The sequence below is a fragment of the Enterobacter cloacae complex sp. CDL013 genome (assembly GCF_049238805.1).
GTDB lineage: Bacteria > Pseudomonadota > Gammaproteobacteria > Enterobacterales > Enterobacteriaceae > Enterobacter > Enterobacter hormaechei_C.
The window spans coordinates 607,064-626,073 of the sequence record NZ_JBMKGT010000001.1 but is presented as its reverse complement, the minus strand read 5'-3'; the positions used below and the strand labels follow the sequence as shown (position 1 = coordinate 626,073).

Here is a 19,010-nt window from a genome sequence, read left to right as displayed (position 1 = left end):
TACCAGACACCAGCTGAATTCGCAACAGACTGGCGAAACAGGAAATATGAAGAAAAACCAACCGACATTACTAACTGAAGGTTGTAGCTAATCCTGGGGGCAGGTCATCTAATCTCTTCATTTCTCAGTACTCAACAAGCCAGCATAACTCCATGCTCCGATGGTAAGACCTATCCAAGGCATAAATGCTTAGCTATCTCATCGGATGCCACCTTGGTTTATCTGTCTTTTTTAGTAGGTGTGTGTAAGATGGTTTTACATTACAGTCATTCTTTGTCTAATACATGATCAGGAGATTTGTTCAGTGAATGTTTCCGCCCGTTTTGTTATACTCTTAAATCTTGCATGCGCTGCTTTATTATTTACTCTACTCAATGCTCGGTTTGATTTATTCTGATCAGGTTCTCATTTCACTTACTTGAAATCCCTCCCAAGATTTATGCAAGTACATATCTTATATCCAATCGAGTAGTAAATCGACAATCATCAGGGAGAATAATGACTTGATAAAGGACGTGATCATAGACCATCGTCCTAATCTTCCATACACAGGTGGGTATGTTGTGTATGAACCCCCGTCCAACTAGTTCCTTCCGATTACCCTTAAAGCACTTTTCATGGTGATGTTTTTCCTTGTTACATATTTGGATGCTTGTTTTAAGGCATTATTCATTGCTATTACAGTCACAGGCCTAGCTAATCCTTTAACTCGATTTGATCTACTCTGGAAAACGTAAATATCAGAAGAATTGCAATCCTTTCTGCACGCAATTAACTTAGAAAGCAATAAATTTAATCTAATTGTTCGTGGCTCAAATTTTGGAGTTCCAGCCAAGTGCAGCATGTCATCTTCGATATCGGAATATCTAATAGTAATCACCCTGCTGCCTTCAGCACGGAGAGAAAACAATGTTAACCATAAGTCTGCCCAAGTTGATGAGATTTTAGACAATTCAACGTGAATAGCCCTGAACTCTTCTGGTGTAATAGAATCTGTTTTTGCCATGAATACCCCCAATGCTCAACCCAACCGCTCACCAAAATTTCAACAACTTTATTACATTCTTTAAATACTTTATTACGAAAATTGTATTAAATGTTCAATATTTTTTCCTCTGCCCCTACTGCGCCGGAAATTTCTTACACAAGGTGCACACCGCAACGTCGTAAATAATCGCTACTTGCTTTCTGTCTACTCCGTTTGCGATCAGCCTGCCAGCCTGCGCCCATTGCTCAGGGGCTAACTTTGGCCGTCTACCGCCTATGCGCCCTTTCTCCCGGGCTGCCGCCAGTCCTGCCCGGGTGCGTTCCACGATTAATTCCCTCTCCATCTCAGCCAAGGCTGACATAATGTGGAAAATGAAACGCCCCATTGGGCTGGAAGTGTCGATGCTATCCGTAAGGCTTTTGAAGTGAATGCCGCGCTGCCGGAGTTTGTCCACCAACAGCACCAGATTTCGCATGCTGCGCCCAAGGCGATCCAGCTTCCAGACCACCAGCGTATCCCCCTCATTCAATGCCCTAAGAAGCTTTTTGAGTGCTGGCCGGTTTGCCACTGTTCCGCTCATTTTTTCTTCGAAAATCTGTTCACATCCTGCGCGTTCGAGTGCTTGCCGCTGAAGAACAGTATTTTGGTCATTTGTTGACACCCTTACGTAGCCAATTTGCATATTTTTCACCCAATATTTTCTGCAAAAAAATCCGGTGAACTTATCGGCATGGCTGCCGCAGGGCAATCTATATAACGTCGGTTTGGGAGATATGGCCACAAAGAGCTCAGGTGAAACCGAAGGGGCAGGTATGACAGGTGGTGCATTTGGTATTGGTCGGCCATCTGGAATCAAGATTACGAATGAAACTGGGACTCCTGGACTGGTAACGGCTTTGTCGGGTTACGGGTTTATACCTTTCAGAAATGAGCAAAATATTACAGGCAGAATCGCTGCTTCATCTCCAGCTCTATGGGTGCGTACAGGTGGAACTTTTGCTTTTTTAAGCATCCCTTACGTTTCCTCTGCCCCGGTTCGTATCAGTGGTGGCCTAATTTCAAATGGTACGATTGACTATACCCGTACACTCTACGATGACCTGAATACCACGAAAGCTAGCGACGGAACGCTTAAGGCAGCTTCCCCAGTTGTGAAGCTGTTTGCAGACGGTTCGTTTGAAACTAATGGCGAATCAGAAGACTGTACCGTAACTCGTATGAAAGCCGGAGAGTATCTGATCGAGGGCTGCATGGGCATGAACTCAGATGCGGCGTGGGGCGGCATTGATGGCGGGTTCGATATCCCTAAAGATCGCAATGGGCAGGCCCTAATCTGGCTTGACTATGAGGTAAATGCCGACGGGTCAGTGCTCGTGAAAACATTCCACCGGGAATACCCGACAGCACCGGCATTTGCGAGGAACTCGGTGGAAGGTTATGTGGATGGCCAACCGGCCGATATTCCGGCCGAACAGTTTGTCAGTGTCCGTGTTGAGATGCCGCAAAACAGTATCTGGAATCAGCGTATGACTATGGCTGAAGTTCCTGATTCATCCGCTGATTAAAGGCAGAATCATCAGGCATATCCAGGCGAACATCTATCCAACTGTTCACTGGCACGTCCATCGGTTCCCCTTTCGTTTTGACAATCTCTCCGTCATCACTCAGCATGTATTTTCGCTTGAACAGGCGGATAGTCAGCCCACCGCTTACTGTCTGCTCTGCTTCAACAATCCCAAGCTCTCCCATGCCACATGGGTCCATTGGCGGTAGTAACTGCCATCCTTCAGACGCCAGGCCAGCCGAACCAGTGAGTTCGTAAACCCCTGTGTCGAGCCGAGAAATGGATACGCCCTCTGCCTCTGTGTTAGCCGTACCGCAGCCGCACCAGATAAAATCATTCTCATCAATATCGGTACGCTGATTCTCGTTCTGTGACTTTACGATTCTGGCTACCGGTGAAGCTGCTTTCAGGGTGCCATCAGATGCTTTGGTTGTGTTTTCAGATGTGTAAACAACTGAACCGGGTTTTACGGACAGCATTGTAGAGAATGCATCGGTACCATTATTTCTTCCTGCGATTTGGTAAGAGACGGCACCACCAATGCCTGCAACACCTGCCCTGAAGCGAGGAGTACCGTTAACCATCACTGTATGAGCCCATACACTACCAACAGTTGAAAGTCCTTCAACGGTGAAAGCGTAAGGGTTGCCAGCGATACCTGCGATATTCAGGGAATTTGTTAATGTACCACCGCTGAGACTAAGAGCACCAAGGTTTGAGAGAGCAGAATTGGCAGTATTTGCACCTGTACCGCCCTGCTCTATAGGAACTGTACCATTAGTTTTTGTGGCCACTGTATTGACCATGTATTGCCATGACGGACCGGTGAATGAAGAACCGTCCGGGAGCGTAACGGTTATATTGCCCGACGCACTGAATAACCGCTGCCAGTTCTGTTTGTCATAGTTCAGGCCGCGCATAGCTTCGGCGCTTTGTGCCACCAGCGCAGCAGTAACAAGGTTCATCGCAACGCGCGGCACGGCATACCATGCAGCGCCGCCCTGCGTTGGTCCGGTATAGTTACTGACCAGCGTCAGGGAGGTATTGCTGTTCACCGTTTTGATGGCGAGCGTATAAGGGATGCCGCCAACCGTCACAACAATAAAATCGCCGACGGCCAGCTCGGTAGTAAAGGCGGTACCGCTGCCTGTTACCGCGGCTGAATTATTTGTCAGAGTCAGTGTTCCTGCGGACATAGTTGCTCCTTTGAAGCAATAAAAAACCCCGCCGGAGCGAGGTTCACTAAGTTAGAAGTCGTTAAACGTACATATCGGGAATGACCGGGAGTGAAATAGGCGTAACCCCGGCGTTCGCCAGCTGCCTGTCTGCCCAGCCGACATACACTCCCCTTCCGACCCTGAGGGTCCCGTTCTGCATGACCAGCCCATAGTGGTAGTGATAAATACGACCACCACCGAAGCTGGGGACCCTCAGCCCAAAACGGCCAACGGGCACATATCCGCCACCGGGAACGGTCTGCGCTGTGGTGGAAGGCACAAAATTAACGCCGAGATAAACGAACGGGCGCCGCGCAGTTGAGAACGTGCACTGGCCTGCGGCGTTATAGATATTGAATCCGGGATTCGCGGCCACCGGCGAAACGCCTCCCGAGAAGATGACCACATCAACGGTGCCGCTCATGGGCTGGTCTTCCGTGTTTGATCCATCATTCAGAAACAGCAGCCGGTTTCCGTCATAGTCCAGCGTGTAAGGGCTGCTCCACTTACAGCAGACCAGATATTTGCTGCGATCAAATCCTGCAATGGTCGGAGTAACCCAGCCGGACGTACCGACAGTTACCCTGGCTTTATAGATGCAGTAGGTGTAGCCCTCAACTTCAAGCGTGTCGCAGTGATGCCGGTATTCGGTATAAGCCTCAACCAGCAGCTCAAGGGCTCTGGCGTCCAGCTGAGACATCACACCGATAGCATCAAGCTCGTCGGCCATCCGTTTAAACCAGTATTTCCCCTGCTTGTCGAAATGCTTCGGCGTTGGGGGTACCCCTGAAGGGGGTTTTGGTTCGTTCTCATTGATCGGGCGTTTAGATGGGTTACCCCTCACCAAACGTAGATGGGTCGGGGTTTTCGGTGGTCCAGACATAATCGAAAACTCCTATTAATCATCGAGTGGGGAACCCCATAAAAAAGTTTTCTAACCTGCGGCGATGTGAAAAGAGGTTAGGCGGCGGTCCTTTAGGGTGATTCCCCTGAGGTTTTTACCCGCCCTCCCCCTTTGACCAAATATCTGGATGGCACAGATGATCCCTGATGCGGCGAACATGCGTGTGCGTAATACCGTAGCGCTTTGCAATTTCTACCAGCCTCTTACCAGATCTCGCCTCTCGCTCAATGCTCAGGATGATTTCAGGCTTCAATTTTGTTGCTACCGCTCGCTGTCCGCGCCGCAGACAAGCGGCAGTTCCGTGCTGCATGCTGTCAGAAGTGTTCTCCTTTGGCGTTCCCCAAGCGAGGTTTGTTTTGCTGTTGTTCAGCGGGTTACCATCCAGATGGCGGGTGATATGGGCGTCAGATGGCTTTGGCCCGGAGAAGGCAAGCAACACAAGCTGGTGTACTTGCTTCTTCACTTTCGTATCATTGCTTACTCCGGTGTTTACATTCACGTGCCAATAGCCGTTATGTAGCCGCATCGACAGCTGCCGAACGCTACCTGAGCGGAGCGAGTAAATAAGTCCATCTTCACTTGCCAGATATCCTGGATAACCGGGAATATCTTTCATTTGGGCGTGCGGAAGCCCTGAACCATGTTTCGATTCAGTCATCTTCACCTCGTTACTTAATTTCTGTTCAGGCGTTCGCGTGCTGTCTTGGCTTTATGGCAGCCGCGGCAAATTGATTCCAGATTAGAGAGGTCGTCAGTACCGCCGTGAGCTTTCGGCTTGATGTGGTCCACTGTCTCAGCGGGTGTATACCTTCCATTTCGCAGGCATTCCTGACAAAGGTGTTTATCTCTGTCGAGAACGATTGGGCGCAGCCTGTCCCACTTGCTGCCGTAACCTCGCTGATGCCTGCTCTGTCCTCGCTGATGCTGCTGCCAGCCTTCGTTAAGGTGCTTGGGACAATAGCCTGAGCGGTCTGTGGTTGTGCCAGGACAGCCACGCTTGCGGCAGGCTCTCGGTATTAACGCAGGCATCAGGCTAACCTCCACGCCCGGCGGCGTTCTGTTCGAGGCGCTGAGTCAGGGTGGCGCTCAACAGGCTCACCATCTGCATGGTCCACCAGCGAGTAACACGGATAAACCACAGCGCCGCCATAGGCATCCCCCACTGCATAGTCGGCTGGCTTACTGCTGTCCCATCGAGACAGGACTCGTTCAATATGCTGAGAAGGTACGCTATAACAAACGCCGTGTATCAGCCGCGGCAGTGTGATGTAGTCAGCCTGAGTCTTATCAGCAACTATCAGCCGTTCGGCTATCTGCATTTGATACTGAGGTGGTCTACCAGTACCCAGGTAAAAACTCACCAGCGATTCCGGGAAGCGGTTAAGCCATTCGCTAACCTGCTCAATAAAATCTGGAACAGGTGATGCGTCATCTTCGATTATCACTACCCGGCAATCCTGCCATGAAGCCCATTCAAGCGCGCGGCGATGATTCCAGTTTGCGCCGTGATTCCCTTCATCGAGGAGGAGATGGGCGCCAATACTCATGGCCAACGCTACAGCCTGTTGCCGCCTAGCGTGATGGCCAACAATGCAGAACTTAATATCTGTCAGCATCATTATGGGTAAACACCTCGTTGCGGACTCGACGTGCAGCTTCAGCTGCCAACTCTGCTGTTTCATGGAACCCAGCGTGATAACGCTTTCCTTCATGATTGCAGTAAGCAAGCCATTTATTTTTTTGTTTATTCCACGATACGCCGCGATATCCAGATGTTGAGCGGGAATCAACAACACATTGGTTCTCTGCGTTTTGCTTTGGTGATACAAGTCGGAGGTGATGAGGGTTAACACATAAGGTGTTGTGACAGATATGGTCTATATACTTACCTTCCGGTATTGGCCCATTATGCATTTCCCAAGAAACCCGGTGGGCTAAAAGAACCTTTGGGTTACCAGAGGCATTTCGATCTGTACCAATAACACCATAAGTTAACTTTCTTTCTCCGCTACCGCCCTTCACTGTTGCGGCACACCAACACCAACAATCTTCTTCACCTTTTTTATCAACCTTTATCCAAAATCTCTCTTCAATCGTCTTTCTTGCGGCCATGACAATGCCTCCCGGTTAAAGGATTTTCAGGATAATGAAATTATTTATGGCGCCAGAAAGCGTACTCTTTACCGACTCCATCGGACTTAAAAATAGTGTGGATGCGCGGGCCGGTTACTATCCGATCGCCGAAATACTTCGCAACAATGCCGAACGCCAGCATGTCGCCCACCGCGGCGCCAGCCTGTTCTTTCTTCCAGAAACGATAACTCTCGATCCGGTAGTAAAGTCGGATGATGCCGTGAGCGAACGCCATAACATCAGCGCGGGTACCACCCAGCAGCCCAGCGTTTAGCATCACATCGTTGCGATGCTCTTCAATGAACTCCTGATAGATGCGCTCCGGATGATTCTGCTTTGCCCAGGTGTCGGCGTAGGTCTTCGGTTCTGAACCGACATACACCTTTCCGGCTTCCATTTCTTCCCACGGCGCGCGAAGCATTTCGACATCGGTACCATCGGTACACCAGACGAACCGGTATTCAGGGTGATCTCGTAGGTGCTGCCAGATGTGCAGCCAGCGACGAAAGTAGACATTCATCTTCACGTCAGGTACGAGATACAGCTCAACATCTGTTGGAGCCGTAAGTAATTCATCCACCAGCGCTATACGCCCACACTGGCGAAGCGAGGCCGCCCATTTGCTCAGCATGTCAGGCGAGGCCACCATTCTCGTGCCGCGCTGCGGGTCAGGCTGACTGGTGAGCAGCGTTGTGATAACCACGTCGCGCTGCTGACGGTATTCAACGTAACCAGTAAACCCGGAATCACGCCGTTCGTTGTGGATCTTCACGTTACGTTCCACCAGCGCCTGTCTGTCGGGGCGCGGTACCGAACGCTCCACGGCTTCATGCTCATCGAGAGAATGGATCAGCTTTTCTGAACCGACCACATCAACGTAAGCCCATGTCGTCAGGCCAGCGTTATGGATACGTAGCGCGAGGTCACTGTGTTCGTACATGCCGCGACCGTAAACGGGATCGAAACCGCCAACCTTCTCTATGGCGCTGCGGTGGTAATACAGCATCACGCCACGCTGTCCGGTATAAGCGATGTGCCTATCATCCCGGTACAGAACCGCCATATCATTCAACTTATTCGTGCCAGCCAGATCGAGAAACTGGTAAGCCAGGTGTGGCTCGGGTGATTCGATGTATGGCAAGTGCCAGTTATCAGCGATGGGCCAGGCGTCATCATCCCAAAGGAAAAGATGCTCACATCCGGCGTCTATCAGCGCGGATAAGCTGACGTTCTTCGAAGCAACAATGCCAAGTGATGTTTGATGGCGACGCAGCTGCACGCCGTCAGGTACTACTGCGGCAGGTTTAGAGCCGTCGTCGATAACCACCACCAGCGCCCCGGCGGGCAGATATTTCATGTGCTGCTCAATGGCACGCTTTAAAACGTCTGGCCGGTTATGGGTAGTTATGGCAATGCCAATCCGTGACGCTGAAGCGCAAGCGGGTACATACGTGACACCATTTATAATGACCTGCATTATTTCTTCTCGTTTTATGATGTGAGACCAATTATATTGGTTAAGCGGTAGGTTGATGTGCCTCACAAACCCATCATTCTGAAATCAAGTCACCGATGTTGAGTTGAGTGTAGGTTTAAATGTTTTCAATTTTAATAAGGAGAAAGCGATGGATTTTCAACCAGCAAAAATTGAATTAATTAGAGCTCAAAGATGTATCGCAAGGATGGAGAAATCCAGTACATATGAAGAATATGATGAAGCCTGGAGCGACTTTCTAAGCAGAATTGAAAACACTTATCAAAAAACAAAAGCCATTGCTCAGGAGAATATTCGATGGCCTGGCTTTATATCTCCCTTTAATAAAAAACGTAAAAATGACGAGTTGCTATCATATTTAACACAAGCAAGAAACAGTGTTCACCATGGTATTGCTGAGAGCACTAAACATGTCAAGGGAGGTTTAGCATTCAACCCGCCACCAGGTAGTACTGTATTAAGACTTGATTCAATTAATTTTGACAATTTTGGAGGGGTGACTGTTAAGTCAAAGCATCCGTTTAGTGTCACATCAATACCTGACAGAATAGAAGTCGTGGAAGTAGTAAACAGAAAAGAAAAATATAACGTTCCAACTACACATTTAGGAAATGATTTGGAATCAGTTAACCCTATTGATTTGGCACGTCTTGGTCATATTTGGTATGGAAATTTTTTAAATGAAGCAGAAAAATTCTTCAACTAGCCGTGACATATTATAATTTTAAAGTTTGCTCATGATAAGGTAATGCCTCAAAGCTTAATTGAGGCATTTAACACCACTTCTCGCAGTGGGCTCGCTCATGCCATTGAGTTGCTGTCGCTTCATCGCCGCTTATAACCGGTGCGCGCCTGGCGTTCGCGCTGCTTTACCGGAGCACGTTCCCTTATTTACCCTCACAACGGTCTGCTATACCTGCTCGCCATTACGCGACTCGGGGCAGCATCATGACTGCTGCATTACCTTTCGGCTGCGGTCTTCCCGCTTTGTTACTTCAAATCGGCTTTCTCCTTCTGGCAGTTCGCCTGCCACGCTTTGTTATGCGCCAGGATGTCTTTCTTCGTCTGGCGGTCCATAACGTCGATGTCGTGATCAGTCAGGTAGATTGGCTTTACCCAGTCACAGGCGGTATCAATCACCACCGGGACGCTTCCACGTGTCACGCAGCTCGCGATCAACATCGTCATCAGGCATGTGGTTAACAGTCTGCTGTACATTACTGGCCTCTTTCGTTGCTTCTACCCGGCGTTCGGCTACTGCTTGAGTGGCGGCGGCCTTATCTTCGGTGCGCTGCTGGTCGGCTTTGGCTTCGGCTTCGGCTTTGCTGGTGCCGCGAATATGGCCCAGGCCAAAGGCACCGGCGATAGCGGAAATCACCAGTGCGGCCAGCCCGATTATCGTTTCGATACCCACATTCACCTCACACCAGAACGGATTTCGCCAGGTTAAACAGCGCGCGGCGTTTATCCAGCCCGTTTCTGCCGCCATTGATAAGCAGCGTAACGCGCTCAACATCGCCGGAATGGAGCAGGCAACCGCGAGACGAATAGAACCATGCAGCTGAGCGCGCGGCGTATTCATCCTGTTCAAGCAGCTCCGGGTGGGTAACAAGGTCCAGTTTCAACGCCTGGCCACAACTGCGATAGTTGCTCAGGCCGGTAATCTGTTTCAGCCCACGACCGCGATATTTCCAGCCATCACCGGCAACCTGATTGCCCAGGTGTTCTTTTCCCCACTCACCGCCGTATACCAGATTGGCGATCGCTTTCTGGTTTGCCGGTTGCGTTGCTGTTCTGCCAAGTGCTGCTGCCTGCTGTTGCGTGATGCGGTGGCTACCGAACGTCGGTACCAGGTTTTCAACCGCGTAATTCAGGTTCTCCACCAGTCGGGTAAATCTGGTGCTTTCATGCCCCATCTGGGCAATAAACATGGCCTGATCGAGCGGTGCGGTGATGCCGTATTCCTTCATAGCGGCGTCGATATGTGGAAACCAGCGCGCAGCTAACCCGGCGCTGATACCAGCCGCCCTCTGAAATTGTGTTTGGTTCATTAGTGCCTCAGACGATCAACCAGCCGCGCCATATTTCCACGAACCTTCAGGATGGCGGCGAAGATAAGAATGTTTGCGACCACCACCAGCCAGCTGGAATCACGATAAAGGCCGAAGATGAACTGCAAGGGGATCGCGGCGTAAACCAGCACGGTTATATACGCCAGGACAGAAATAAAGGGGCGATGCCGGGCGCCATGTCGCTGGTAAAACATCAGCACGATGACGATGGCCGCACAAATAAACGCATTAAAGACTGCTGACGGGTCAATTACCATTTCCCCCTCCCCCACGTAGCCGCGAGAAAAACTTGAACACGTTGTTCAGGTCCTGGTTATTAAGATAAGTGAGGATTTTTATACACAGGGCAGACAGAATCACTGCACCCAGTGCATCCAGCGGTTTTTCATAGTGCGAAGCTGCATTTAGCAGTGAGCCAATAAGTCCCGCCCCAAGCACCCCAACGATAAACGACGTCAGGAAATATGCTGCCAGTCGGGCGCGCAGGCCCGCGCAAGCGCAGCGCCGCCGGGCATTAATCCGCACGCAAGACGTGGAATCCGCCTCGAAGAATTAACCTTTAGTCATGCATCACACTTCCCTTCAGCCATGACAGGGGTAATATTACTCACAGACAAAACGCACTTGCGCACAGTGCAGGAGTGCATTACTATCCACTCAGCTTCAAGGACTGGAGCTTACCAGCATTATGATTAATCATTTTCGGGATCAATGGCTTGAGGATTTTTTTCTCTAGGGGAGATCGAGCAATGTTATTCCTTTGAATCTGGAAACAGCGCTTGCAAGAAAGCTCGACATCATCAATGCGGCTATGTCGCACCTGGATTTACGATCGCCACCGGGCAATATGTATGAAGCATTGAGTCCTCCGTTGAAGGGATACTCCTCTATCCGGGTAAACAGACAATACAGGCTTGTATTTCGCTGGTCAGAGGGAAAAGCAGACGATCTCTATCTCTCTCCACACAAGTACACGCAACACAAGTGAGGCATCACCTATGACACTTCAACAGGCACTCCGCAAACCCACCACGCCGGGCGAGGTGTTGCAGTATGAGTATCTTGAACCGCTCAATCTGAAAATCAACGATCTGGCAGAGATGCTAAATGTACACCGCAATACCGTAAGCGCGTTGGTCAATAACAATCGCAAACTTACTGCCGATATGGCGATCAAACTGGCAAAAGCCTTTAATACCACTATTGAATTTTGGCTGAACTTACAGCTAAACGTTGATATCTGGGAAGCGCAATCTAACTCCCGCACGCAGGAGGAGTTAAGCCGGATAAAAACCGTTGCGGAAGTCATGGCGAAGCGAAAATCCGGCAAGCCGGACGTTGCCTGATCCGCTCGCGCCACGCAATACGCTTACCCGACACGGGAACGGCGCATAACGGCATCTGCCATTATGCGCATCCGCTTACAGGGAAATTTTCAAACGTCGAACCGCTTCTTTAAGCTGCTCATCCGTTGGGGTAACGAAAGACATGCGCAGCGTGGTGTGGTCCGGCTCGTTGCAGTAGAAGAACTCACCCGGCACAAACACGACGCCGTTGCTCAACGTTTTTTCCAGCCATTTCGTCGTATTGATGCCGTTATTCATTTTCGCCCACAGGAACATGCCGCCCTTTGGCTTGTGGAACGACATCACATCGCCCAGCTCCGCTTCCAGTTCACTGGCAAAGGTCTGGTATTTCTGGCGGTAGGCTTCGCGGATCATTTTAATCTGATTCGCCAGACGACCGGTTTTCAGATATTCGTACGTCATCAGCTGCGACAGCGTGCTGGTGTGCAGATCGGTGGTTTGCTTGAGGTTCACTACCGCGCGCTTTAGCCACTCCGGCACCAGCACCCAGCCCACGCGGGTGCCCGGCGCGAGGATTTTAGAGAAGGTGGAGGTGTACACCACGTTATCCTCATTGCCGATATCTTTGGCATGAGCAATCAGCGGGCGGAACGCTTCGTCGGTGTAGTTGATCTCGCTGTACGGGTCGTCTTCGATAATCACGAAGTCATAGCGCTTCGATAATTCCACCAGCTGTTTACGACGCGCTTCGGAGAGCGTCACGCCGCCCGGGTTACCAAAGGTTGGCACGATATAAACCGCTTTGATGGTTTTAGTTGCCACCAGCGCTTCAAGTTCATCCACTTTCATGCCGTCGCCGTCGGTACCGACGGATTCAAATTTCGCCTGCGCCAGGCCAAAGACCTGCAACGCGGCGAGGTAGGTAGGCCGCTCCACGACGACCGTATCGCCCGGGTTGATTAACGCCCGCGCCAGCACGTCAAGCGACTGTTGCGAGCCGGAAGTAATGACCACATCATCGGCTTTACAGGCGATGCCGCGACCTTCAGAGATGCGTTGGATCTCTTCGCGCAGCCCCGGGACGCCTTCCGTCAGACCGTACTGGAATGCTTCGCCAAAATGCTGAGACAGCACGGCATCAGCGGCGATTTTTAAACCTTCATGATCGAACAGGTCCGGATTTGGAATACCGCCACCCAGCGAAATCACGCCTGCCATTTTGCTATGTTTTAATAATTCACGGATGGCAGAGGATTGCAGGCCCTGCGCGCTGCTGGCGAGTTTGTTTGCAGACATTCTTTACTTACCTTCTTTTTTTATATTGTGCCCAATCTTAGCAGAATATGGGCAATAAATTCCGTTAGCTTAGGCAGCGGCCGCAAATCCTGGCGCCACAGTAAATGCACCGGCCTCGGCGCGGGCGTAAACGCTTCCAGAACCCGAACCAGCCTGCCGCTCGCCAGCTCTTCCGCCACCAGCACTTCCGGTTGCAGCAGGAGTCCCGCCCCGGCTCGCGCCGCCATGCGTAAGCCGTAGCCGTCATTGCATCGTAAGACGGCATCACGCTTCCAGCGCACTTCGCCTTCCACACCCGGCAGCCGCCACTCGTTACGCGCCGTCCATACCGTGTGCGACAGGCACAGGTGATCCACCAGATCGGCTGGCGTTTGCGGCGTACCGTGACGCGCCAGATAATCCGGCGCGGCGCAGATCACCATGTTGTAGGGACACAGATATTTCGCCACCAGGTCCTCATTACGGATCTCACCGATACGAATGGCCAGATCGACCCCTTCCTCGACCAGATCAACCATTCGGTTGGTGAGATCCAGTTCGATGCGCACTTCCGGGTAACGCTGCAAAAACGTGGCCGTCAGAGGCGCGATAACGCAGCCGCCAAACGAGGTGGGCGCTGTCACGCGCAGGGTGCCGGCGGGTGTGGCTCGCAGGCGCTCAACCGCGTTTTCAGCAATCGAGACCTGCTCCAGCACGCGCCTGGCCTCTTCGAAATAAACGCGTCCGGCATCCGTCAGGCTCTGGCGACGGGTGTTGCGCTCCAGCAGCCGCGTACCGAGCTGCGATTCCAGCTGCGTAATATACTTCCCGACCATCACCGCCGACATCTCCAGCCGGGCCGCCGCGCCGGTAAAGCTGCCGCTTTCCACCACCGCGATGAACGTCTCCATGCCGCGAAGCTTATCCATATTCCGAACCTCTGGTTAGCAATCTTCTAACATCAACCCAGTTTATCTGAATTTTTATTTATTAAAGAATGAAGGCTCACAACATAAGGAGTCTGCTATGAAAATCGTCATTATTGGTGCCAGCGGTACGGTCGGTCGTGCTGTGACAGAAGAGCTAAGCCGTCGTCACGAGGTGATCAGCATGGGTCGCACGCAGGGCGACCATCAGGTGGATATCACCTCGCAGGCGAGCGTACAGGCGCTGTTCGAAAAGATCGGCCCGGTGGATGCGATTGTATCCGCCAGCGGTGGGGTACACTTCGGCCCGCTCGCAACCATGACCGACGGCGAGTTCAACCGGGGCTTACAGGATAAGCTGCTGGGGCAGATTCGTCTGGCGCTGACCGGCCAGCACTACCTGAACGAAGGTGGTTCGATTACGCTGATAAGCGGCATTGTGGCTCACGAGCCGATTGCTCAGGGCGTCAATGCCACCACGGTGAATGCGGCGCTGGAAGGGTTTGTGCGCGCCGCGGCCTGTGAACTGCCGCGCGGGATCCGCATTAACCTGATCAGCCCGACGGTGCTGACGGAATCCGTCGAAGCATATGATGGCTTCTTCCCGGGCTTTGAAAGCGTTCCCGCTGCGACCGTTGCGCAGGCCTACCGCCGCAGCGTGGAAGGGGTACAGAGCGGGCGGGTATATAAAGTCGGCTATTAAGCCTTACGGGCGGCGATCAGCACCAGCATCGGGCGTTCCGCCTCTTCGGCCAGCGCGGGCCAGGCGTCAACCTGCGTCTGCGTTGGTCCCCACTCATTGACTTCGCTTATCGTCAATCCGGCCTTGATCAGTGCGTTAAGCGTGGTGCCCAGCGTGCGGTGGTATTTAATCACCCCGTCCGCCAGCCAGTTGCTGACGCGCTGGCTTTCGTCCTGATAATGATTCACGCCCCAGAACCGCTCGCCGCTGTCGTCGGTCAGCCAGCCCTGACGGGTGGCGCAGGTATAAATCGGGTGCTCCATCGAGAAGACCAGGCTGCCACCGGGTTTTAGCGCGCGCTGCACCCTGGCGAATAGCGTGTCCAGCTCCGGCAGGTAGTGTAGCGCCAGCGAGCTGTAGACCAGATCGAGGCTATTCGCTTTCAGCGCCAGAGATTCCAGATCGCTACGCTGATAGTGAATCCGATTGTCATCAGTCAGTTCAGCCGCGCGGGCGAGCATTTTTTCTGAAATATCAACACCCGTGACGTCAGACGCGCCCAGCTCGCGCGCTGCGCGACAGAACCATCCGTAGCCGCAGCCGAGATCGACAACCGCTTTACCGGTTAAATCTGGCAGCATTGCCTTGAGCGCGGGCCACTCCGGCGCGCCGTTCAGGCCCTGAACCGAGCGCGGAAGCTGGGCATAGCCTTCAAAAAATGCCGGGTTGTCGTAGATGTTTTGCGCCATAACGGACTCCTTTATCGCAACAGTGGCGAGGGTAAAGCACCCCTCGCCCGTTGACAACGTATCCGTCTTATAAATCACAGCCTGCGCCGGATTTTCTCCACCATGGCTGTGGTTGAGATCCCGTAGCGGTCATGGAGGGTGGGCAACGCGCCCGCATCAAGGAACGCGTCCGGCAGCGCGACGGTATCGAAATCCACGTTCACGCGGTTGCGCATCAACAGCGACGCGACGGCTTCGCACAACCCGCCTACGCTGCTGTGGTTGGTTCATCCCGTGGGCAAACGCGGTGGCCAGCACATCGGCATAGCCCAGCGCCTGCCCGATGTAGCCCTGCCCCTGCACTTCGCCCATGCGCAGCGCGTAGCGGCGAATGCGCCAGGCCGCGGCGGCAACCTGTTGAACTGTGGTATCCGTCATCGTCGTATCTCCTTAATGGATCAGCATCCCGCCGTTCACGTCGAGCGTGATACCGGTGGAGTAAGAAGAGAGGTCGCTGCCGAGGAACAGCGCGGCGCGGGCAATATCCTGCGCGTCTCCGAGGCGGTTAAGCGGAATGCCCGCCAGAATGGACGTTTTCATCTCATCGCTCAGCTTGCCTGCGGTAATGTCCGTCTGGATAAGACCCGGCGTGATGCAGTTTACGCGCACATTGTCGGGCCCCAGCTCACGCGCCATGGCTTTTGCCAGCCCCAGCACACCCGCTTTTGCAGCGCTGTAGTGTGGGCCGCCAAAGATGCCGCCGCCGCGCTGGGCCGATACCGATGAAATGCAGACGATGCTGCCCGACTTTTGCGCGCGCATAGTGGGAATAACCGCCTGGGACATTAGCAGCGTGCCGCGCAGGCTGACGTCAAGCACCGCATCGTAATTTTCGCGTTTGATATCCATCAGCTTGATCGGCTGAGTTATGCCGGCGTTATTCACCAGAATATCGATGCGCCCGTATTTCCCCAGCACCTGCTCAATGGCGGCATTAACCTGTAATTCATTGCTGACGTTCGCCGCAAGGCCCAGATGTTCGTCGCCAAGGCTCGCGGCGGCAGCCCGGCTGGCTTCAGCGTTTAAATCGATAATCACCACTTTCGCACCCTGTTCAGCATATAATTTCGCCGTAGCGAAACCCAAACCGCGTACGGAAGCCGCGCCGGTAATAACGGCGACTTTATTTTTCAGTAGCATACATTTACTCCATTAGGACAAGAGAGATTTAATGTTTTATTTCGGCTCTTCCAGCAGCATAATCATTATTAAGCCAATGGCTGCGCAAATACCGAAATAAATAAACACGGAATTAAAACTACCTGTTTTATCCAGCAGATAACCTGCCAGCATCGGGGAAACAAATCCGCCGAGATTACCGCCGCTATTGATAATGGACGCGGCAATCGGATAGGTTTTACTGTCCGCAACAGCCATTCCATAAGCCGTAAAAGCGGGCCAGCCGATATTCAGACAGAGGCCGACAAAAAATAACCCGACGCAAACCGCGACGGTGCTTTGCGGAATATTCAGCATAATAACCATCATTAAAACGGTGCTGATGGCTGTAAACATCATGGTCGGTTTACGTCGGCGGCCGAGCAGTTTGTCGGAGACGTAGCCGCCAAAAATCGCACCGATAAATCCACCGATGCACGGCATGCTGGCGACCAGCCCCATGCTCATAAACGTAAAGCCTTTCTCTTTCACCAGATAGAGCGGGATCCACGTCAACAGTCCGTACAGCACGCTGACCATCATAAAATAGGCCAGGCAGTCGCCGAGAATATTCTTCGAGGTAAACAGCCCTTTGACCGTGCTTACCGGGGCTAATTCCCGCACGCGGATCAGCCGATCGAGGCGTGCAAAGCCTGGTGAAATCACGATATTTTCCCGTCTGGCGTCCGGGGTCTCCTGACCGGCGGTAATGGTCTCCAGCTCCGCTTTCGAGACGAATGCGCTCTCGGACGGCCTGGTGCGTACCAGCAGATACCACAGGACGGCAATGACCAGACCGGGGATCGCAAAGGAGAAGAAGACCCAGCGCCAGCCCCAGATCATGGCGATCCACACTGCCAGCGGCGGCACGAGGATGGGCGCGAACATGGTGGCGGCGATGTAGACGCCCGTGGCCGTGGCCTTCTCCTTTGGCGGAAACCAGTTATTGATGGTGGAGGCCAGCCCGACCGGGCACGGCCCCTCTGTTAACCCCAGCCCCAGGCGGATACACTTCAGGCCCAGAACTGAGGTTGCGGTGCCCATCAGCCAGGTAAAGGCAGAGAAGCCGAATATCGACAGTGCCACCATGCCGCGAATTCCCTTTTTGGCAATAAAAAAGCCCGCAGGAATTTGGCTCAGGGCGTATCCAAAAAAAACATGCTGGCGATGGCACCGGCTTCGAAATTATTGATATGAAATTCGTCAATGATAAACGGCAGTACTGCACCAATATTTGTTCGGTCAGCATAGTTAATGGCATAAACAATAAAAATTAATGCCAGCACAACGAAACGGTAATTGGTTTTTTTAGTCTTTATGTAGGGGACAGCTTGTTCTATACGAGACATAACTTACCTCATTATTCGAACACCGTGAGTCGTTTTATTATTGCGTTCAACGTCAATATATCGGCTCACCCATGAAACGCCATTCAATAAAGCTCATTTATTGCTGAGATAAATTTGATTCGCGATACAGCTCAAAAAAATAACATCGGGATAAAATTGCCCGCTCGCAGTCTCAATGTTATGTTTTTTATCAATTATCGTGTAAGGAGTAGGCCATGTCCGCGCAGGATCGCCAGACGTTATCGCTGCCCTCGCTCAGAAATTTGCAGGCGTTTATCGCCGTTGCTAACGCCCTGAGCATCCATCAGGCGGCGGAACAGCTCAACGTCACGCCTTCGGCGGTAAGCCACCAGATCGCGTCGCTGGAATCGTGGCTGGGCAAGAAATTATTTATCCGCAGCGGCAAAGGGGTTCAACTCACCCCGACGGGAGAACAATATCTGCGGGAGGTCTCGGCGGCGATGAGCGCCATCGGGCGCGCCACCGATCAAATCGTGAAAGAAAAAGACAATGCTGTGCTTCGCGTGCACTCTTCCCCCACCTTCGGGCTGTCCTGGCTGTTGCGCCGTCTGGGCAGATTCCGCGCCGAATATCCTGATATCACCATCAATCTCACCTGCTCCTATGAGAACCTACAGTTCGCCAGAGATAATATCGACATTGATATCCGTCACGGTATTCCGGACTGGGACGCCTACCGGGTGATGACCATTAAAAACGACACGCTGGTGGTATTGGCCTCGCCGGACTATGCAGAAGAGCATCCCATCAGCACGCCCGCCGATCTGCTGCAACAGTCGCTTATCTCGTCCACCAGCACTCTGGTGAACTGGGAGAAATGGTTCGCCTGGCACAATATCGACAGGCCCTGGCTTAATTTCAGCCTCAGCTTCGACCGCTCCTACATGAGCTTTGAAGCGGCGCGCATGGGGCTTGGGTTTATTCTGGAGAGCAAAATGATGGCTACCGATCACCTGAAGGATGGCTCGCTGGTGCAGGTGCTGCCTGATGAAATGGGTATCGCCATCAACGCGCACCATCTGGTGATGCCGCACATGAACGAACGCGCGTGGAAGATCCAGCAGTTCGTCGAGTGGATTGACCGTGAGTTGCGATTGTCGGGGTATCACCTGTAGCGATACCCCAACGTGG

The 19,010-nt window shown here is 52.4% G+C and carries 21 protein-coding genes and 6 pseudogenes; 6 read left to right on the top strand and 21 right to left on the bottom strand.

Features of this window, described 5'->3' with window-relative positions; translation table 11 throughout:
- Positions 1-583: 583 nt before the first annotated feature.
- A complete protein-coding gene (locus ACOTXD_RS03075; protein WP_032671399.1) occupies positions 584-1,006 on the bottom strand; it encodes a hypothetical protein in 423 nt (140 codons plus the stop codon).
- A 115-nt stretch (positions 1,007-1,121) separates the two neighbouring features.
- Positions 1,122-1,670 carry a recombinase family protein gene (locus tag ACOTXD_RS03070; RefSeq protein WP_061856286.1) on the bottom strand — a complete coding sequence of 183 codons (549 nt, stop codon included), beginning with the start codon at positions 1,668-1,670 and terminating at the stop codon, positions 1,122-1,124.
- A 409-nt stretch (positions 1,671-2,079) separates the two neighbouring features.
- On the opposite strand from ACOTXD_RS03070, the pseudogene ACOTXD_RS03065 reads away from it, so the two are divergent.
- A pseudogene (locus tag ACOTXD_RS03065) lies at positions 2,080-2,553 on the top strand (phage tail protein); the annotation flags it as partial.
- Here the strand turns inward: ACOTXD_RS03065 and ACOTXD_RS03060 are convergent.
- From ACOTXD_RS03060 to ACOTXD_RS03030, 7 genes are all read right to left on the bottom strand, one after another.
- Complete coding sequence (locus tag ACOTXD_RS03060) at positions 2,519-3,748, bottom strand: phage tail protein (protein ID WP_127353300.1); 1,230 nt, start codon at positions 3,746-3,748, stop codon at positions 2,519-2,521. The pseudogene ACOTXD_RS03065 and the gene ACOTXD_RS03060 overlap by 35 nt on opposite strands.
- Before the next feature lie 61 nt (positions 3,749-3,809).
- Positions 3,810-4,652, bottom strand: coding sequence for a phage terminase small subunit P27 family (locus ACOTXD_RS03055; protein WP_421766367.1), 843 nt, complete (start codon positions 4,650-4,652; stop codon positions 3,810-3,812).
- A 115-nt stretch (positions 4,653-4,767) separates the two neighbouring features.
- Positions 4,768-5,331, bottom strand: coding sequence for an HNH endonuclease (locus ACOTXD_RS03050; protein ID WP_053004003.1), 564 nt, complete (start codon positions 5,329-5,331; stop codon positions 4,768-4,770).
- Between the two features lie 14 nt (positions 5,332-5,345).
- On the bottom strand, positions 5,346-5,702 hold the full coding sequence (locus tag ACOTXD_RS03045; protein ID WP_072143984.1) for an HNH endonuclease: 357 nt from the start codon (positions 5,700-5,702) through the stop codon (positions 5,346-5,348).
- On the bottom strand, positions 5,702-6,292 hold the full coding sequence (locus ACOTXD_RS03040; protein ID WP_061856290.1) for a hypothetical protein: 591 nt from the start codon (positions 6,290-6,292) through the stop codon (positions 5,702-5,704). Before ACOTXD_RS03040 ends, ACOTXD_RS03045 begins: the two co-directional genes overlap by 1 nt.
- Entirely contained in the window at positions 6,273-6,785 is a 513-nt protein-coding gene (locus tag ACOTXD_RS03035; RefSeq protein ID WP_072204436.1) for an HNH endonuclease signature motif containing protein, read from the bottom strand. The genes ACOTXD_RS03040 and ACOTXD_RS03035 overlap by 20 nt, the downstream gene beginning before the upstream one ends.
- 40 nt (positions 6,786-6,825) lie before the next feature.
- A complete protein-coding gene (locus ACOTXD_RS03030) occupies positions 6,826-8,283 on the bottom strand; it encodes a glycosyltransferase family 2 protein (protein WP_061856229.1) in 1,458 nt (485 codons plus the stop codon).
- Between the two features lie 148 nt (positions 8,284-8,431).
- On the opposite strand from ACOTXD_RS03030, the gene ACOTXD_RS03025 reads away from it, so the two are divergent.
- Positions 8,432-9,007: a hypothetical protein gene (locus tag ACOTXD_RS03025; RefSeq protein ID WP_096946627.1), complete on the top strand. Its 576-nt coding sequence runs from the start codon at positions 8,432-8,434 to the stop codon at positions 9,005-9,007.
- A gap of 284 nt (positions 9,008-9,291) precedes the next feature.
- Here ACOTXD_RS03025 and ACOTXD_RS03020 read toward each other — a convergent pair whose 3' ends face one another.
- The 5 genes and pseudogenes from ACOTXD_RS03020 to ACOTXD_RS03000 all read right to left on the bottom strand — a co-directional run.
- Positions 9,292-9,483 carry a hypothetical protein gene (locus ACOTXD_RS03020; RefSeq protein WP_061856230.1) on the bottom strand — a complete coding sequence of 64 codons (192 nt, stop codon included), beginning with the start codon at positions 9,481-9,483 and terminating at the stop codon, positions 9,292-9,294.
- Positions 9,434-9,715: a hypothetical protein gene (locus ACOTXD_RS03015; protein WP_049019289.1), complete on the bottom strand. Its 282-nt coding sequence runs from the start codon at positions 9,713-9,715 to the stop codon at positions 9,434-9,436. The genes ACOTXD_RS03020 and ACOTXD_RS03015 overlap by 50 nt, the downstream gene beginning before the upstream one ends.
- Positions 9,716-9,722: 7 nt before the next feature.
- On the bottom strand, positions 9,723-10,352 hold the full coding sequence (locus ACOTXD_RS03010; protein ID WP_117309009.1) for a glycoside hydrolase family 19 protein: 630 nt from the start codon (positions 10,350-10,352) through the stop codon (positions 9,723-9,725).
- Positions 10,352-10,630, bottom strand: a complete 279-nt coding sequence (locus tag ACOTXD_RS03005; protein WP_017384386.1) for a phage holin family protein — start codon at positions 10,628-10,630, stop codon at positions 10,352-10,354. Before ACOTXD_RS03005 ends, ACOTXD_RS03010 begins: the two co-directional genes overlap by 1 nt.
- A pseudogene (locus ACOTXD_RS03000) lies at positions 10,620-10,856 on the bottom strand (putative holin); the annotation flags it as partial. The gene ACOTXD_RS03005 and the pseudogene ACOTXD_RS03000, both read right to left, overlap by 11 nt.
- A gap of 205 nt (positions 10,857-11,061) precedes the next feature.
- Between ACOTXD_RS03000 and ACOTXD_RS02995 the strand changes: the two are divergent.
- Positions 11,062-11,361: pseudogene (locus tag ACOTXD_RS02995) on the top strand (type II toxin-antitoxin system RelE/ParE family toxin).
- Positions 11,362-11,371: 10 nt separating this feature from the next.
- Positions 11,372-11,719, top strand: a complete 348-nt coding sequence (locus ACOTXD_RS02990) for a HigA family addiction module antitoxin (RefSeq protein ID WP_022651701.1) — start codon at positions 11,372-11,374, stop codon at positions 11,717-11,719.
- Positions 11,720-11,794: 75 nt separating this feature from the next.
- Here ACOTXD_RS02990 and ACOTXD_RS02985 read toward each other — a convergent pair whose 3' ends face one another.
- Positions 11,795-12,976, bottom strand: coding sequence for a PLP-dependent aminotransferase family protein (locus tag ACOTXD_RS02985; protein ID WP_045335665.1), 1,182 nt, complete (start codon positions 12,974-12,976; stop codon positions 11,795-11,797).
- A 20-nt stretch (positions 12,977-12,996) separates the two neighbouring features.
- Positions 12,997-13,884 (bottom strand): LysR substrate-binding domain-containing protein, encoded by an 888-nt coding sequence (locus ACOTXD_RS02980; RefSeq protein WP_048244800.1) that lies wholly within the window; start codon positions 13,882-13,884, stop codon positions 12,997-12,999.
- A 97-nt stretch (positions 13,885-13,981) separates the two neighbouring features.
- Between ACOTXD_RS02980 and ACOTXD_RS02975 the strand changes: the two genes are divergently transcribed.
- Positions 13,982-14,584, top strand: coding sequence for a short chain dehydrogenase (locus tag ACOTXD_RS02975; RefSeq protein ID WP_061856233.1), 603 nt, complete (start codon positions 13,982-13,984; stop codon positions 14,582-14,584).
- Here ACOTXD_RS02975 and ACOTXD_RS02970 read toward each other — a convergent pair.
- From ACOTXD_RS02970 to ACOTXD_RS02950, 5 genes and pseudogenes are all read right to left on the bottom strand, one after another.
- Positions 14,581-15,312 (bottom strand): class I SAM-dependent methyltransferase, encoded by a 732-nt coding sequence (locus ACOTXD_RS02970; protein ID WP_022651705.1) that lies wholly within the window; start codon positions 15,310-15,312, stop codon positions 14,581-14,583. The genes ACOTXD_RS02975 and ACOTXD_RS02970 overlap by 4 nt on opposite strands.
- Before the next feature lie 74 nt (positions 15,313-15,386).
- Positions 15,387-15,575 (bottom strand): annotated as a pseudogene (locus ACOTXD_RS02965) (transketolase family protein); the annotation flags it as partial.
- Positions 15,576-15,579: 4 nt separating this feature from the next.
- Positions 15,580-15,729, bottom strand: a pseudogene (locus tag ACOTXD_RS02960) (transketolase); the annotation flags it as partial.
- 12 nt (positions 15,730-15,741) lie between these two features.
- Positions 15,742-16,491 carry an SDR family NAD(P)-dependent oxidoreductase gene (locus ACOTXD_RS02955; RefSeq protein ID WP_003862216.1) on the bottom strand — a complete coding sequence of 250 codons (750 nt, stop codon included), beginning with the start codon at positions 16,489-16,491 and terminating at the stop codon, positions 15,742-15,744.
- 36 nt (positions 16,492-16,527) lie between these two features.
- Positions 16,528-17,858, bottom strand: a pseudogene (locus ACOTXD_RS02950) (MFS transporter).
- Positions 17,859-18,073: 215 nt separating this feature from the next.
- On the opposite strand from ACOTXD_RS02950, the gene ACOTXD_RS02945 reads away from it, so the two are divergent.
- Positions 18,074-18,994 carry a LysR substrate-binding domain-containing protein gene (locus ACOTXD_RS02945; RefSeq protein ID WP_003862214.1) on the top strand — a complete coding sequence of 307 codons (921 nt, stop codon included), beginning with the start codon at positions 18,074-18,076 and terminating at the stop codon, positions 18,992-18,994.
- Positions 18,995-19,010: the final 16 nt, after the last annotated feature.

Excerpts from the sequence above, each read along its gene's own strand:
- ACOTXD_RS03010 (WP_117309009.1), bottom strand. The coding sequence starts at position 10,352 with ATGAACCAAACACAATTTCAGAGGGCGGCTGGTATCAGCGCCGGGTTA.
- ACOTXD_RS02975 (WP_061856233.1), top strand. The coding sequence starts at position 13,982 with ATGAAAATCGTCATTATTGGTGCCAGCGGTACGGTCGGTCGTGCTGTG.
- ACOTXD_RS02985 (WP_045335665.1), bottom strand. The coding sequence starts at position 12,976 with ATGTCTGCAAACAAACTCGCCAGCAGCGCGCAGGGCCTGCAATCCTCT.
- ACOTXD_RS03045 (WP_072143984.1), bottom strand. The coding sequence starts at position 5,702 with ATGCCTGCGTTAATACCGAGAGCCTGCCGCAAGCGTGGCTGTCCTGGC.
- ACOTXD_RS03030 (WP_061856229.1), bottom strand. The coding sequence starts at position 8,283 with ATGCAGGTCATTATAAATGGTGTCACGTATGTACCCGCTTGCGCTTCA.
- ACOTXD_RS03020 (WP_061856230.1), bottom strand. The coding sequence starts at position 9,483 with ATGTTGATCGCGAGCTGCGTGACACGTGGAAGCGTCCCGGTGGTGATT.
- ACOTXD_RS03040 (WP_061856290.1), bottom strand. The coding sequence starts at position 6,292 with ATGATGCTGACAGATATTAAGTTCTGCATTGTTGGCCATCACGCTAGG.
- ACOTXD_RS03025 (WP_096946627.1), top strand. The coding sequence starts at position 8,432 with ATGGATTTTCAACCAGCAAAAATTGAATTAATTAGAGCTCAAAGATGT.
- ACOTXD_RS03070 (WP_061856286.1), bottom strand. The coding sequence starts at position 1,670 with ATGCAAATTGGCTACGTAAGGGTGTCAACAAATGACCAAAATACTGTT.
- ACOTXD_RS02980 (WP_048244800.1), bottom strand. The coding sequence starts at position 13,884 with ATGGATAAGCTTCGCGGCATGGAGACGTTCATCGCGGTGGTGGAAAGC.
- ACOTXD_RS02945 (WP_003862214.1), top strand. The coding sequence starts at position 18,074 with ATGTCCGCGCAGGATCGCCAGACGTTATCGCTGCCCTCGCTCAGAAAT.
- ACOTXD_RS03005 (WP_017384386.1), bottom strand. The coding sequence starts at position 10,630 with ATGGTAATTGACCCGTCAGCAGTCTTTAATGCGTTTATTTGTGCGGCC.
- ACOTXD_RS03060 (WP_127353300.1), bottom strand. The coding sequence starts at position 3,748 with ATGTCCGCAGGAACACTGACTCTGACAAATAATTCAGCCGCGGTAACA.
- ACOTXD_RS02990 (WP_022651701.1), top strand. The coding sequence starts at position 11,372 with ATGACACTTCAACAGGCACTCCGCAAACCCACCACGCCGGGCGAGGTG.
- ACOTXD_RS03055 (WP_421766367.1), bottom strand. The coding sequence starts at position 4,652 with ATGTCTGGACCACCGAAAACCCCGACCCATCTACGTTTGGTGAGGGGT.
- ACOTXD_RS02955 (WP_003862216.1), bottom strand. The coding sequence starts at position 16,491 with ATGCTACTGAAAAATAAAGTCGCCGTTATTACCGGCGCGGCTTCCGTA.
- ACOTXD_RS03075 (WP_032671399.1), bottom strand. The coding sequence starts at position 1,006 with ATGGCAAAAACAGATTCTATTACACCAGAAGAGTTCAGGGCTATTCAC.
- ACOTXD_RS03035 (WP_072204436.1), bottom strand. The coding sequence starts at position 6,785 with ATGGCCGCAAGAAAGACGATTGAAGAGAGATTTTGGATAAAGGTTGAT.
- ACOTXD_RS03050 (WP_053004003.1), bottom strand. The coding sequence starts at position 5,331 with ATGACTGAATCGAAACATGGTTCAGGGCTTCCGCACGCCCAAATGAAA.
- ACOTXD_RS02970 (WP_022651705.1), bottom strand. The coding sequence starts at position 15,312 with ATGGCGCAAAACATCTACGACAACCCGGCATTTTTTGAAGGCTATGCC.